Origin of the sequence: Niallia sp. XMNu-256 (assembly GCF_036670015.1) — a bacterium.
GTDB lineage: Bacteria > Bacillota > Bacilli > Bacillales > Cytobacillaceae > Bacillus_BD.
This window is the reverse complement of the sequence record NZ_CP137636.1, coordinates 463,806-477,326: the sequence shown is the minus strand read 5'-3', so window position 1 is coordinate 477,326 and position 13,521 is coordinate 463,806. Positions and strand designations below refer to the sequence as shown.

General features: G+C 37.3%; 15 protein-coding genes. 3 read left to right on the top strand and 12 right to left on the bottom strand.

Annotated features, from left to right (window positions below):
* Positions 1–175: 175 nt before the first annotated feature.
* On the top strand, positions 176–478 hold the full coding sequence (locus R4Z10_RS02405) for a hypothetical protein (protein WP_338471645.1): 303 nt from the start codon (positions 176–178) through the stop codon (positions 476–478).
* 76 nt (positions 479–554) lie between these two features.
* Here the strand turns inward: R4Z10_RS02405 and R4Z10_RS02400 are convergent, their stop codons facing one another.
* The 12 genes from R4Z10_RS02400 to R4Z10_RS02345 all read right to left on the bottom strand — a co-directional run bounded on the left by R4Z10_RS02400 (position 555) and on the right by R4Z10_RS02345 (position 9,818).
* Positions 555–2,054 carry an aminotransferase class V-fold PLP-dependent enzyme gene (locus tag R4Z10_RS02400; protein ID WP_338471644.1) on the bottom strand — a complete coding sequence of 500 codons (1,500 nt, stop codon included), beginning with the start codon at positions 2,052–2,054 and terminating at the stop codon, positions 555–557.
* 148 nt (positions 2,055–2,202) lie between these two features.
* Entirely contained in the window at positions 2,203–2,655 is a 453-nt protein-coding gene (locus tag R4Z10_RS02395) for an OsmC family protein (RefSeq protein ID WP_338471643.1), read from the bottom strand.
* Positions 2,656–2,679: 24 nt separating this feature from the next.
* Positions 2,680–3,849, bottom strand: a complete 1,170-nt coding sequence (locus R4Z10_RS02390; RefSeq protein ID WP_338471642.1) for a cobalamin-independent methionine synthase II family protein — start codon at positions 3,847–3,849, stop codon at positions 2,680–2,682.
* A 14-nt stretch (positions 3,850–3,863) separates the two neighbouring features.
* Positions 3,864–4,577, bottom strand: coding sequence for an OsmC family protein (locus R4Z10_RS02385; RefSeq protein ID WP_338471641.1), 714 nt, complete (start codon positions 4,575–4,577; stop codon positions 3,864–3,866).
* Between the two features lie 125 nt (positions 4,578–4,702).
* Positions 4,703–5,065 carry a DsrE family protein gene (locus R4Z10_RS02380; protein WP_338471640.1) on the bottom strand — a complete coding sequence of 121 codons (363 nt, stop codon included), beginning with the start codon at positions 5,063–5,065 and terminating at the stop codon, positions 4,703–4,705.
* A gap of 38 nt (positions 5,066–5,103) precedes the next feature.
* The gene (locus R4Z10_RS02375; RefSeq protein WP_338471639.1) at positions 5,104–5,343 is read right to left on the bottom strand and encodes a sulfurtransferase TusA family protein; all 240 of its coding nucleotides are present in this window, start codon (positions 5,341–5,343) and stop codon (positions 5,104–5,106) included.
* Between the two features lie 293 nt (positions 5,344–5,636).
* Positions 5,637–5,933 carry a TIGR04104 family putative zinc finger protein gene (locus R4Z10_RS02370; RefSeq protein ID WP_338471638.1) on the bottom strand — a complete coding sequence of 99 codons (297 nt, stop codon included), beginning with the start codon at positions 5,931–5,933 and terminating at the stop codon, positions 5,637–5,639.
* Positions 5,934–6,052: 119 nt separating this feature from the next.
* Positions 6,053–6,571 carry a general stress protein gene (locus R4Z10_RS02365; protein ID WP_338471637.1) on the bottom strand — a complete coding sequence of 173 codons (519 nt, stop codon included), beginning with the start codon at positions 6,569–6,571 and terminating at the stop codon, positions 6,053–6,055.
* A gap of 210 nt (positions 6,572–6,781) precedes the next feature.
* Positions 6,782–7,042: a DUF3986 family protein gene (locus R4Z10_RS02360; protein ID WP_338471636.1), complete on the bottom strand. Its 261-nt coding sequence runs from the start codon at positions 7,040–7,042 to the stop codon at positions 6,782–6,784.
* A gap of 50 nt (positions 7,043–7,092) precedes the next feature.
* On the bottom strand, positions 7,093–8,136 hold the full coding sequence (locus R4Z10_RS02355; RefSeq protein WP_338471635.1) for an NAD(P)/FAD-dependent oxidoreductase: 1,044 nt from the start codon (positions 8,134–8,136) through the stop codon (positions 7,093–7,095).
* Between the two features lie 41 nt (positions 8,137–8,177).
* Positions 8,178–9,275 carry a CopD family protein gene (locus R4Z10_RS02350; RefSeq protein ID WP_338471634.1) on the bottom strand — a complete coding sequence of 366 codons (1,098 nt, stop codon included), beginning with the start codon at positions 9,273–9,275 and terminating at the stop codon, positions 8,178–8,180.
* Positions 9,276–9,278: 3 nt separating this feature from the next.
* Positions 9,279–9,818: a copper resistance protein CopC gene (locus R4Z10_RS02345; RefSeq protein ID WP_338471633.1), complete on the bottom strand. Its 540-nt coding sequence runs from the start codon at positions 9,816–9,818 to the stop codon at positions 9,279–9,281.
* A 386-nt stretch (positions 9,819–10,204) separates the two neighbouring features.
* Here R4Z10_RS02345 and R4Z10_RS02340 point away from each other — a divergent pair, with 386 nt between their 5' ends.
* Together R4Z10_RS02340 and R4Z10_RS02335 are read left to right on the top strand one after the other, a co-directional pair.
* A complete protein-coding gene (locus tag R4Z10_RS02340; protein WP_338471632.1) occupies positions 10,205–11,782 on the top strand; it encodes an FAD-dependent oxidoreductase in 1,578 nt (525 codons plus the stop codon).
* A 116-nt stretch (positions 11,783–11,898) separates the two neighbouring features.
* A complete protein-coding gene (locus R4Z10_RS02335) occupies positions 11,899–13,491 on the top strand; it encodes an acetolactate synthase large subunit (protein WP_338471631.1) in 1,593 nt (530 codons plus the stop codon).
* The last annotated feature ends 30 nt before the right edge of the window (positions 13,492–13,521 follow it).

Sequence of the window (13,521 nt, the reverse complement as noted above, 5' to 3'; positions counted from 1 at the left end):
ATTCACTCCGTTTTTCACCATCATCTCCTATTAATAGTGATATAATATTCGTATAGTACCAAACGAGAATTTTGACAGAGGGACTGCTAAGAATAGAAAGATCGAAAAGGACAGAGGACAATTATTAACCTATATAACAGAAGAGTAGTAAAAAAATAGAGGGGGGGAAAATATAGTGGACATTAAGGTGAGCAACATTGCTTTAGAAACGATAAAAGAGTTATTAGAAAAAGATAAGAGCAAAAAAGGGATGTATGTGTACGTTGCAGGTGTAGGCTGTGGCGGTGGCGGAGCGGCAAGTTATTCACTCGCCCCTGCAGAACAAGAAGAAGGCGAAAACGTCGTTATTATTGATAGTATTCCGTTCATTTATGACAATTTGATGCTAAAGCATACAGACAAAATATCCATCGATTATAAACCATCTGCCTATGACAAAGAAATATGGCTTGAACAATTTAAGGTAAAAGCTATTTAGTTATACAAAAAGAATTTCAAATATAAATTTGTGTTTAGAGGGACAGATATGTCCCTACATCCTTATTAATGCTGTGCTACTGCCTTCCAGAAACAGGTTGTATATATCTCTTTTCTGTTAAATCAAACCAACTCTCATAATTGATTTTCCTTTCGTTCTTATGCTGAAAATCATTAAAATTTGGCAAATAAGTGTAATCTTTTTTATATGTTTTCATATTAAACGTAATATCATTTATTGCCTCTGCTAGAAATATAACTTCTTCTTCTGTCATCGTTGGATGAAGGGAAAGTCTTACCCACCCTGGCTTTGACTCATAATGGCCTTTAGTAATTTCTTCTTTAATTGATTCGGATTGTTGTTTATTGATACCAAACAAATAGTGCCCATAAGTACCGGCACATGAACAACCGCCTCTTACTTGTATTCCGTATACATCATTTAGAAGCTTTACGAATAATTGATGATGAAGGTTGTCCACATAAAATGAAAGGATCGGAAGACGGTCTTTTTTACGTTTTTCCAATATATTAATTCGTTTATTTTGCTCTAATTGTTTAAATAGCAGCTGCGTCAATTTTTTATCTTGTACAGATATATTTTCAATCCTCATTTCTTCCTTCAAACGAATCGCTAAGGCTGTTCTAATGGCTTGTAAAAATCCTGGTGTCCCGCCATCTTCTCTTTCTTCCAAATTAGCTATATAGGATTTTTCACCCCATGGATTGGTCCAATTTACCGTTCCTCCACCTGGACGGTCAGGTGTTTTCGTTTGTACAACTTTCTTAGAAACAATCGCAACGCCCATTGTCCCTGGTCCCCCTAAAAACTTATGAGGGGAAAAGAATATTCCATCTAAATGCTGCATCGCTTTTTCAGGATGCATATTCATTTTCACATAAGGTGCCGATGCAGAAAAGTCAACAAAACAGATTCCTCCGTATTTATGCATCACCTCTGCTAACTCATGATAAGGGGTCACAATCCCCGTTACATTCGAACAGGCTGTAAATGAACCAATTTTTAATGGTCGATCTTCATATCGTTTAATCATCTTCTCGAGCATGATTGGAGAAACATCCCCATGATCATTTGGTGGCACAATAACGACATCAGCAAAGGTTTCTTCCCAAGAAATTTGATTGGAGTGGTGTTCCATATGAGTAATAAAGATTACTGGTTTTGATCGATCTCTTTGTTTGTAGAAATTTTTATCGTTTTCATGAACAAGTAATCCTAATAATCTTTGAATTTTACATATAGCCCCTGTCATCCCAGAACCTTCAAAAATAAGAATATCGTTTTCATCAGCATTTACATGTTTTTTTATAATGTTCTTAGCTTCACGGTAAGCCCATGTCATACTTTTCCCCGTAACATTCGTTTCTGTATGCGTATTAGCTACAAAGGGGCCAAATTGATATAAAATTTTCTCTTCAATGGGTTTATATAACCTTCCGCTAGCTGCCCAATCTGCGTAGTGAATTTTTTTCGTACCATAGGGAGTATTAAAAAATTGCTCATTTCCAATTATATTTTTCTTAAAGAATTGAAAGTGCTCCTCTAAATCATTCACTTCTCGTTCACCTCAACCCTATATCCATTTAATCTACTAAAGGCCATATTACAAAAAAAGCAGGTAGACTACTATCTAACTACGACTGAATGAATCTTCTTTATAAAAGTAACGGATCCCGTATAACGAGATCCGTTACTATCACAATTTACGCCGCTTCTGTTACTTTAACCCATTGGTTTTCAACAGGAATTCCAGCGTCTTTAATGGTTCTAAAGACCGGACAGCGCAGATCAACGGCAGCCTGCATTTCATTCACTCTTTCTTGAGATTCAGTTGTTTCAACAAACGCTTTAATGACTACCTTTTCAAAATATGGTTTCACTTCCAAATTTCCCATTAAACCGCTAGGATCCAGTTCACCTTCCACTTCAAAAGAGATCCCTTGAAGGTCAAAGTCCATTTCTTTTGCAATTATTTGTGCCATTACATTTTCACAGCCAATAAGTGATGCTAAAAAAGTTGAAAGTGGATCAATCGCAGAATCTTTTCCTCCCATGGTTATGGGTTCATCAATGGCAATTTTATGCTTTCCTGCCACTGAATCTGTTCTCATTCCATTTCCGATTCCTTCTACTTTAACTGTCATTTTTTGTCCCATTTTTTCCACTCCTACATAAAAGACTTAAACTGTAACCGTTTCACGAAGCTTTTTTGCTGCTTCGGCCATTGCTTTTAATTTATTAAAGGCAATTTCATCACTATTCATCGGGCGCTGTGCAAAGGTTCCAAAACCACAATCTGGATTTAGAAGGATTTTTTCATCAGGCAAGATCGCTCTTACTTCCTCTACACGTGCGACAATATCGTCTACTGATTCAACATCAACTGTTCTAGGATTAATGACACCAAAACCTAATGTTTTTCCACCAATGCTCTTTACAGCATCAATTTCCCCTGCACGTGGTGTCGCATATTCTAAAGCTAATTGGTCAACATTTGCATTTTCTAAATAAGGGATTAATGGGAAATACGGGCCACGTAGTAAAATATCATCCTCTGTACTCCAATTCCCGCGGCAGATATGAACGCCAATGGTTGTGCCTCTTCCAAGCATTCCATCGGTCACTTGATTGATCAACTCTAGAGCAAAAGCTAACTCCACTTCTGCATCAGCCTTTGCTGTTAATGCACCGCACATGAAGGTTCGATTTGCATTCTTTTGCGTAAATACAACTTCAGTTAAGACAGGCTCATCAAATTGGACAAATTCAACGCCTGCTGCGATGAGATCCTCTAATTCTTCGCGTAAAACTTTGATAATATCAATCGAGAGATCCTCTTTGGTTGGGTAAGCCCCTTCTGATAGTCCCTCTACCCACATGGATCTCGTCAACAAATATGGACCAGGCAAAGTCACTTTAACTGCTTTGTCTGTATGTTGTTTTAAAAATAAAAAGTCATTTAATGCAAGTGGTTTTTTGCGGCTAATCTTTCCTGTTGCTGCCGGATTTGACATTGAAAAAGCAGGTACATCTAACGTTCCGAGAATTTCTTCAAAACTGGATTTATCTTCTACATAATCAAGTAACTCCGAAACACTTAGCATACGAACATTATTCAAATGTTCAGCCACAAAGGAAATATAATTATCTCGACGCTGTTCTCCATCGGAAACAATATCAATTCCTGCTTCCTCTTGCCAGTTCAAGATTTGTAACACGGCTTCATTGGCAACCGTTTGGAATTCTTCTTCCGTTATTCGACCCGCGCGTTTATCACGCATTGCCCGTTGTACGTCTTTAGAGCGTGGCCAACTGCCAATTACTGTCGTTGGGAATAATGGTAATGTCATTGTAGAAAACCTCCTCAATATACAATCGAAAACTGTATATCGATTTTAATTGTTTGCCTTAGGGTTTGATATATTGGAGACCGTTCAAGCGTTGTTTCCCACAGCTCTTCAAGAGTCTCTTCTAACTGTGGTGAGGAAACATAGAAGGTGCCTTTAATCTCTTGAATTTGTGGACTTCCTTCATCCTCCAATTCCAGATGATACAAAACATTTTCCAATCCTGCTTTTATCGATACTTCTAGTTGGTCAATTTCAAAGTTTCTTCTAGAGGCCTGTCCCTTAAAACCGACTGCTAAATCAGATGCAAGAGCTCCAAGTAAATAATCAATTGCGCTAGGGGCGTTCACTTTCGAGCTAAAATCAGCAGGTTGCCCAACTACAAAAGTATGATTTCGGGAATGAACCTTAGCTGTTAAAGCGCTTCCAGACTGGACTCGAACATTCCACTTATATCCTTTTGCAGCTTCGAAGTCATCAGCTAGCTCATCTTGTCCGGACCCTTTTCGAATAAAATATCTAGTCGTATTGTCTCCTGGCTCTGAACCGAGAAACACGTGATCAACCATCCTACACCAAGCAGGCAGGTCATCAGCAACCGTCCGTTCACGACTTCGAACTTCTAATATTTCTCCATTTAATAAGGGATCCATTGCTTTTTTGATGATTAACAATAGGCCAGAACCGCAATCTAAATCTCCACCATCACAAACTGCCTTTGGATTCTCCATAAAATCACCTTTTTTCGTTTTGTTAACCTTTTCACTTGTTTATAAACCTTGAACCTTTTGCTCCCCTTTCAAATATATAAAGGGAACAAAAGGTTAGCGATTATTATTAAGATACGAAAAGTTTCTTAATAAGTGATCGAAGCTGCACCTTGAGTTAAGAACTCAACAACTTTAGCTCCACCTACAATTGTCGCACCCTCAATTAAGTCCTCTTCCGTTAAATTACGTTTTTTATAACATGGACTGCAAACCCAAAGAGTTCCACCAGCTTCAATAAACTGATCCATAAGTTGTTTTAATGGAGCAAATCCTTCCTCATGAATGTCTTCTGCATACCCTTTAGATCCTAGATAAGCTCCCTCAACATTTAAAAAGATTACCGTATCTTGCCCTGATGCTACCGCTGCATTTGCTACAACAAAACCAACTGTCGCTTTATCTGGGTCATTTTTTGCATTTGTTAAACTTACTAAAAATTTTCCTGCCATTTTTATATCCTCCTAAAATTCCTATAATAAAAGACAAATTATCCTTTTTTAATAAAATAATGACTAATCTTTCCATCATCTGTTCGTTCCAATAGATGATGATTTTGCAATCGACACCACGCTGGAAGATCCTCACGTGCGCCTAGATCATAAGAGATAACTTCGATAATTTCTCCACTATTCATTTTTTTCATGGTTAGAAACAAATTCATAATTAATTCGCCACAACCTGTTGGACCTGCATCATAAGTCATAACTGGTGAATATTGCTTCTTCATTTTTTAATTCCCTTCAGCATGTGCATTTCTTTAAACATTATATTTCTCATACACTTAAATTATAGGCAAGTATTATTCTAATATAAAATTATTTTATCGATGCATTTGATTATTACTTATCTATTTTGTCGATACGAAATTTATAAATATGATTATATCAACGTTTTCTAAATCCTCGAATCGATTCATATCGACCGGTGTTCACAAAATATTAACATCTTAATATAGTTTTCACGTAACTATGACGCCCCGAATAGTGATATAAAAGGGGCTTGTCGTAGTCCGCTTTCATATCACCATAATTCCTCTCTATCAGTCAACTTTAATAATAATGGCATTATTATTAAAGCGACAAGTGCTAAGGCAAGGTCCAAGAATAGTAAAGAGAGTAAGGATAAATCAAAAATTTGAGCAATGGGTATAATCATTATGGGGAATAAAACCAATAAAGAGGTCATATTTCTTGAAGGTATACTTTGATATTGAATGGCACCACAATGATTACATTTCATACTTCTGCGAAACGTTAATAACTTCTTCATCGAATCCAACCAAGACCACTTTCTTTTACAGTTTTGACAGATTGGCATAAGATATCCCCACTTTCCACGAAACCTTTAGTTAATAATTGTATGTTCCGATAAGTTTTAGAGGGCCAAAGAATTCACCCTTAACTACTAAATTATTAATTAATAAATTAGTAATTCGTCTAAACGATTCGTTCAAAATCTTTACTTAGACAAGCTTGTTTTAATTTCTTTGATTTTAATAAATACTTGATATCTGAAAGATTATCGTATGATAGTTGTATATGAAAATAGTTTATATACTCAACGATCACAAATAGGTAAATAAAGCCTGACAGATATAATCCGCCTAAAGGCAAGGATGGACTCCATTTAATAAGATCAAAAACGAACATAAATGGCAGGATCATCATCAAGCTAACATTCCATTTCTGCAACTTTTTCAATATCTTAACAGTCGAAATAGGCGTTATCGAAATCCTCTCTTCCTTTAATCGCTTCCACTTTGCATACCAGTATACACTTCCCTGCACTAATAGAAACTCTAACAGAAAAAATGATCCCCAGAAAGAAGCTAGTGAATACAATTGTAATGACGGATTTACCTTATTTAATAATAAACTAACAATCAAAAAACATACGACTGCCAAGGATTCCCCTGTATATAAATACGAGAGTCTCTTCTCCAAGTCTTTTTTCAATATGTTTCACCTCTAATGGAACCTTCTCTTGAAAACATTTATGTATATCAATCACCTTTATCTTTTACTTCTTAACAATGAAACTAGGTCTACCTTACATTCCACTTACCTATCCCCTCTTAACTTTAAACTCCCATATTAAAAATATATTATGACAAACAGGAGTTGGCAAATACTACTCCTAAGAGAATCATCCTTTTTCAAAACATCTTAGATCAGCCCTTGATCAAATAACCAATACTCAAATTTCTTCACACTAGCATCATAATCAATTTCTTTAACAAAAATGGAGAAGATCCTACTTCCATAACCTTCGATTGATAAAGTGTTTTCCGGAATTCGATAACCATAATGTTCGAAATCAAAAAACACATCCCAAACGTCTTCGAATTGTCTTTTTAATGCCACACACTCAACATCATTATTATTTTCATAATATCCAATATGTAGATGGTATCTGTTATCATACATAAGGATCCACGCGGCCCCTTCTTTAGTTATACTTCATTCAAACTATCAATCTACTGGCTTTCTAAGATATGTTTATACAAATATTCTGCGTCAGATCCAACTCCTTGGAGAAGTGCAGATCCTCTACTGGATTGCCAGGGCAACCCTAAAAAATAAAGCCCCTTTACGGAAGTAGTCCCTCTTCGGTGACGAGGGTGATTTTTAGCCTTGAAAACTTCAGCGATATCAATCCAACTATAATCCGATTCAAAACCTGTTGACCAGATTACATTATTTACTTGCACTTCACTATGATCTTCAAAAATAAAATAGTCATTTTGTATGGACATCGTTCGTGGCTTTACAATTACTTGCCCACTTTTTATGAGTGATTTAAGCTCAAAACCGAAAATGGGATCGGATTGTTTTTTTAAAATTTGTCCCACTTTGGATTGAACATCTGCAGTATAGATTCCAAATTTATCAAACCACCAGAAAATGCTTTTTGACATCAAGTTTTGCGGAAGAAACTTTGGCTTATGACTGACTGATAAGTAAGTTTTTCTATTATTTGATAATTCGGCAGCTATTTGTGAACCGGAATTCCCGCCACCCACTACTAATACAGGCCCATTCCTCAATTGTTTAGCATTCTTATATTGGGAAGAATGTAATTGTAAGACATCCTCTGACAAAATATTCGCAAACCTTGGAATATGCGGTTTCTGGAACGCTCCAGTTGCTACAACAACATTTTTCGCTATAATTTCCTTACTATCTGTTAAAATTCGAAATCCACTCTCAATTTTATGCAAACCTTTCACTATAGTGTTTAACTTTATAGGAAGGCTAAACGTACGAGCATATAAAGATAAATAGTCTGCTATTTCATCCTTTGTAGGGTAGTCATTCTGATCTCCATTTAACTCCAGGCCTGGAAGGGAACTATATGAGCGTGGTGTGAATAATGTGAGAGAATTATACCTATTTTTCCAAACCTCTCCAATTCGTTCCTCCTTATCAAGAATCAAGTAGGATAAGCTAGTTTTCTGCAAGTAATACCCCATTGTAAGCCCTGCTTGCCCACCACCAATAATGATCACATCATATTTCATTACAATCCCATCCTTTTGACGTCGCCTTAAAACGTTCTTATTTAACGGATACTAACAATTAGTGACAAATATACAGTGAATACAAGTAATACACTCATAGTAAAACTGAATATATTAGAAGTTCTCTTTATATACGAGGCTATTATTAAACCTAGAAATAATAAGGCAATTATCAATAACATCATATTATTAAAATTGAGCCCAAGTAAGACTATAGAATCGCGAGTAATGGTTCCTTGATAAAATAGGTCAAACAACTTCGAAACCCCAGAAGATGCTAATGTTGTTCTAATATCATGCGGTGGTTCTTGTTGCCCCAATGCAGCCGTAGCAGCAAAAATAAGAAAAACTACTAAACTTTCAGCTTTTGTCCAACGGATTGGATTAAAATCAACATTCCTATTTAACTCTTTTCTAACAAAAACACTATTTATAAAAGCATAGACAATCAAAGGTATGATGAGCAAATGCTTAATTAAAAGCGCTTGTCCATAAGGGAGCATCCATGAATTCATATAATCTTTATAATCAACGACTATTGTCATTAAATATAATCCTGATAGCATCGTTGTAACAAAACAAATAATGGCAACAGGGGAAAACCATTTTAGGAAGTTGAACCAATTGGAATGATTTGTAGAAAACCAACTAACGACAAGTAAAATTCCCACCCAAACACTGACAGCCGTAAAATGTACCGTGTGATTAATAAAACCCCAGACGGGATCGTAGGAACTCGCATGACCGGACCAACCCAATGCAAGAATTAAAATAAATGTTAAGGCGATACCAATGAGGGCATACCAAGCCTTTTTTCGATAATCAAACCAAACAATATAGATAAATAATACATTTGCAACAAGATAAGTAAATATCCATGCCTTTCCCACTTCAAAAGTAAAAAGAACCGATGTAAAGGTTGCTGTAAATCCAATATCCTCATATAAATACAAAATGATTTGTAAAACAGGAACAAATGATAAGATCGCAATTCCGACTGTTGCTGCCATTAAAAAACCTTTAGACACACGAAAGGCCGGTCGATATGTACTAGGGAAAATACTTAGAAGAAAACTTCCGATTAGAATAGAGAAACATAGATATAATAATGACTCACTAATGATTCCTAAAAAATGCATCTGTTAATTCTTCCTCCTTATTAACCCAAAAGTACTCCCAACAACAATTAGAAATAAAACGCCTGTAATCGAGGGAATCACATAGGAAGGTAGGTTACTTTGTTTTATTTCAGGTTTTAATTGATTAATAGGGCCTTCTTGATTATCGTCTACTGTGTCTTGATCCTCTATCTCCGTTTTATCCATTTGGACTTCCACAGAAAACGATATAGCTCCCTCTATGGGATGCCCATCCTCACCCACAATCGTCCATTTAACATCATAGTTTCCAAACGCTAAAGGTTGATTGAAATCTGCTCGTATTTCATTTCCTTTTATTGTGGAATTTCCCAGTGTAACAGATTCTCCCTCTGAATTGAAAACCCTTATCATGCTTGTCTGTTCAATCCTCGTACTAAAAATCAACCTTAATTCTTGAACTGAATCTGTTACGATTTCTCCATCTTTTGGTATCGACTCTTGAAGTGATGTGTGAGCTATTGCTTGATTAGCAGGCATAACAATAAATATGAAGAGTAACAATAGTATGATTATTTTAGGCATTTTTAGAACTCCTTGCGGTAATTTATTATCGTTTGACCAGTAATTATTCCAGTTTGGTTTCCTATAAAGAGATACTTAGCTCTATCGATTGTATAGATCTATTTTAACGTTTCACTACACGATTTCACAACAATGTCACCTCTGATAGTTTACTAGTCCTTAAATTTATAATGATTATGTTACCAAGCATTTAAAGTTTCATCTTATCCTTCCTCTCACACAATGTAGACATTATGTTTTTTGAAATCCTCTTTATTTCAAGCCCTTTTAAATTAAAACTATTTTTCCAATATAAAGGGTTAGTCCTTGCTAACTCAAGGGTATGATTTTTACATGTATGGAAATCCTTATAGCAGGATTGTAAAGAAAAGAATGGAGGATTCATTGTGACTCAAAATGAAGATAAAGTTGGAAAGTTGCCCCAGGCTCCTGAACCATATTGGCGGGAATTTATTGATATACCGACGTTTCCCTCGTTGAATGAGGATATTAAAGTAGATGTCGTCATCGTTGGCGGTGGGATTACTGGTCTTACCTCTGCTTATTTGTTAGTGAACGAAGGCTTGAAGGTAGCTGTTTTAGAAGCTGACAAATTGCTAAACGGTACGACTGGTCATACGACAGCGAAAATTACGGCTCAGCATGACTTGATCTACGATGAGTTCCTCCAAAACTTTGGAAGAACAACAGCAAGACTATACTATGAGGCAAATACAGAGGCATTGCATTTTATCAAAAAGACCATTAACGAACATCAAATTGATTGTGATTTCAGTGAAGAGGATGCTTACCTCTATGCAACGACAGATGAATATGCCCGAAAGCTTGAAAAAGAGGCCGAAGCTTACAATAAAATCGGAATTGATGGTGGGCTCGTTGATCAAATTCCTTTTAACATCAAAATAAAAAAGGCCCTTTTTATGAAAAATCAGGCACAGTTTCATCCAGTGAAATATCTGGCCCATCTTGTCGAACTCATTAAGGAAAAAGGCGGGCTAATCTATGAACATACTGTAGCAGTCAATATTGAAACAGGAGACAAACCAGTTGTTCTTACGCGGGAAGGAGCACGCGTAACCGGCAATTATGTTCTATCCTGTTCCCACTTTCCATTTTATGAAGGAATGGGCCTTTATTCAGCTAGAATGTATGCAGATCGTTCCTACGTTCTGGGGATTAAAGCAAAGGATCGTTTCCCAGGAGGAATGTACCTCAGTGTCGATCAACCGTCACGTTCGCTTCGGTCAACAAGCATGAATGGGGAAGACTTGATTATCATCGGAGGCGAAAGTCATAAGACAGGCCAGGATCCAAACACGATGGAGCATTATAAGGCACTAGAAACATTTACTCAACAAGTTTTTGATTCTGAAGAGATTGTTTATCGCTGGTCAGCCCAAGACTTAGTAACATTGGATAAAATCCCTTATATCGGTGAACTCACTTCAGGCCAGCCGAATATCCTAGTGGCCACAGGTTATCGAAAATGGGGAATGACAAATGGAACAGCCGCTGCCTTATTATTTAGGGATATCATTCAAGGAAAAGACAGTCCTTTTGAAAAGTTGTATACTCCATCACGTTTTTATGCTAATCCAAGCCTGAAAAACTTCTTTAAGGAAAACGCTGATGTTGTTAAGCATTTAATTAAAGGAAAGCTTGAAATCTCCAATCAAACAATTAACCACTTAGCAAACGGAGAAGGCGGGGTTATAAGCGTCAACGGTCATCGAAAAGGTGCCTATAAAGATGAAGATGGAAACGTATTTATTGTGGATACCACCTGTACCCATGTCGGATGTGAAGTCGAGTGGAACAGTGGCGATTGCTCTTGGGACTGCCCTTGTCATGGATCCCGATTTTCCTATACCGGTGAAGTCTTAGAAGGACCAGCAGAAAAACCATTACAACAATACGACTACACCATGCTAGACAACCTTCTTTCGGATGATTCTGGTTATTGATATATTAAAAGGCGATTCTCTCGTTAACCCAAAAGTTCACCATATTGTAGGCATTTGAGGAACGAAAGAACCGCCCTTCATTTACGAAAAAGTCTTGAAGGAGAAATTATGGGATTATGAAAGTATCTGACGTTATTGTGAAATGCTTAGAAGCGGAAGGAGTGGAGTATGTTTTTGGAATCGTGGGTACTGAAGTTTTAGATCTTGCCGAATCATTGTCAAAGTCAAACCAAATTCAATATGTGAATGTCAGGCATGAACAAGGGGCTTCATTTATGGCAGATGTGTATGCGCGATTTGCAAAAAAGGCCGGTGTTTGTTTATCAACATTAGGTCCGGGGGCGACCAACTTGTTAACCGGTTTAGCTAGCGCAAATCTCGATCATTCACCCGTAATTGCTCTCATTGGACAGGCGGATGTAGGGCGGAATCATTCTGAGTCACATCAATATGTGGATATTATGAAGCTATGCGGCCCGGTCACAAAGTGGAGCACGCAAATTATGGATGCCCAGACCGTTCCGACAGTGATACGAAAGGCATTTAGAACAACACAAATGGAGAAGCCTGGCTCGGTCGCCATAGTTGTCCCAGAGAACTTTTTAACCCAAAATGTCGCTAATCAACCCTTGCCGATTCAACCACTGCCCGAGTCAGTCCCAGTTATGGACACGATACAGGCCGCTCGTACGCTCATCCAAAATGGAAGGAAACCATTTATTATCATTGGAAACGGTGTAGTAAGACAAGAGGCTCATCAGGAGCTTCAAACTTTCATCAACACTCTTCAGGCCCCAGTGACACATAGTTTTATGGCAAAAGGAATTTTAGAGAAAGAACATGCTTCTAATTATTTTACATTTGGATTTAAGGAAAATGATGAAGTGTTACCAGGAATTGATGAGGCGGATCTATTAATTACGATTGGATTCGACTTTGTGGAGCAGCTTCCGAAAGATTGGAACAAAAGGAAAATTCCCGTTTTACATATTGATACTGTACCTGCCGAAATAAATGAATACTATCCAGTGGAGGTTGAATGTGTTGGAAACATAAGAAGAACACTCCAAATTCTTAACCGATCAGAACTCCCTGCCAAACCATGGAACCCATACGGAAATCTTAAGAAGAGAATGATCAATGCTTATCATATCAATGATCATCAACCCAAAATCAACAATGGGTCGTTTACGATTGAAGAGATCATCCATTGTATTGAAAAGGTATCATCAGAGAACACGATAGTCCTTTCAGATGTGGGAGCACATAAAGTCTCGATCGCTCGTACGTATCAGCCGAAAAAGCCAAACCGGCTTATCATCTCAAACGGGCTTGCTTCGATGGGAATCGCCATTCCGGGTTCGATTGGAGCAAAGCTTGCTTGTCCCAATGATCCTGTTATTTGCATAACCGGTGATGGTGGGGCATTAATGAATGTTGCCGAAATTGAGACAGCTAAACGTCTCGGTCTTTCCTTCATCATCATTGTTTTAAAGGATTCGATGTTAAAGCTTGAGGTTCAGCAAATGACTAAACAGTTCGGTGAAAGTTATGGCGTCACCTTTCAAAATCCCAATTTTGTTCAACTGGCAGAGAGCTTCGGCATTAAAGGCGTGCAGGCTTGTAACTCAACTGAATTTGAAACGGTCCTGACAGAAGCACTAACCACTTCAAATGAACCCTTCTTAATAGAAGCAGTTCTATCGTGAAACGCGGGGATTCCCCCGCGTTTCTTACGT

Coding starts and splice junctions, on each gene's coding strand:
- R4Z10_RS02395 (WP_338471643.1), bottom strand. CDS start 2,655: ATGGGACAAAAAATGACAGTTAAAGTAGAAGGAATCGGAAATGGAATG.
- R4Z10_RS02390 (WP_338471642.1), bottom strand. CDS start 3,849: ATGACATTACCATTATTCCCAACGACAGTAATTGGCAGTTGGCCACGC.
- R4Z10_RS02385 (WP_338471641.1), bottom strand. CDS start 4,577: ATGGAGAATCCAAAGGCAGTTTGTGATGGTGGAGATTTAGATTGCGGT.
- R4Z10_RS02380 (WP_338471640.1), bottom strand. CDS start 5,065: ATGGCAGGAAAATTTTTAGTAAGTTTAACAAATGCAAAAAATGACCCA.
- R4Z10_RS02375 (WP_338471639.1), bottom strand. CDS start 5,343: ATGAAGAAGCAATATTCACCAGTTATGACTTATGATGCAGGTCCAACA.
- R4Z10_RS02370 (WP_338471638.1), bottom strand. CDS start 5,933: ATGCCAATCTGTCAAAACTGTAAAAGAAAGTGGTCTTGGTTGGATTCG.
- R4Z10_RS02360 (WP_338471636.1), bottom strand. CDS start 7,042: ATGTATGATAACAGATACCATCTACATATTGGATATTATGAAAATAAT.
- R4Z10_RS02355 (WP_338471635.1), bottom strand. CDS start 8,136: ATGAAATATGATGTGATCATTATTGGTGGTGGGCAAGCAGGGCTTACA.
- R4Z10_RS02350 (WP_338471634.1), bottom strand. CDS start 9,275: ATGCATTTTTTAGGAATCATTAGTGAGTCATTATTATATCTATGTTTC.
- R4Z10_RS02345 (WP_338471633.1), bottom strand. CDS start 9,818: ATGCCTAAAATAATCATACTATTGTTACTCTTCATATTTATTGTTATG.
- R4Z10_RS02335 (WP_338471631.1), top strand. CDS start 11,899: ATGAAAGTATCTGACGTTATTGTGAAATGCTTAGAAGCGGAAGGAGTG.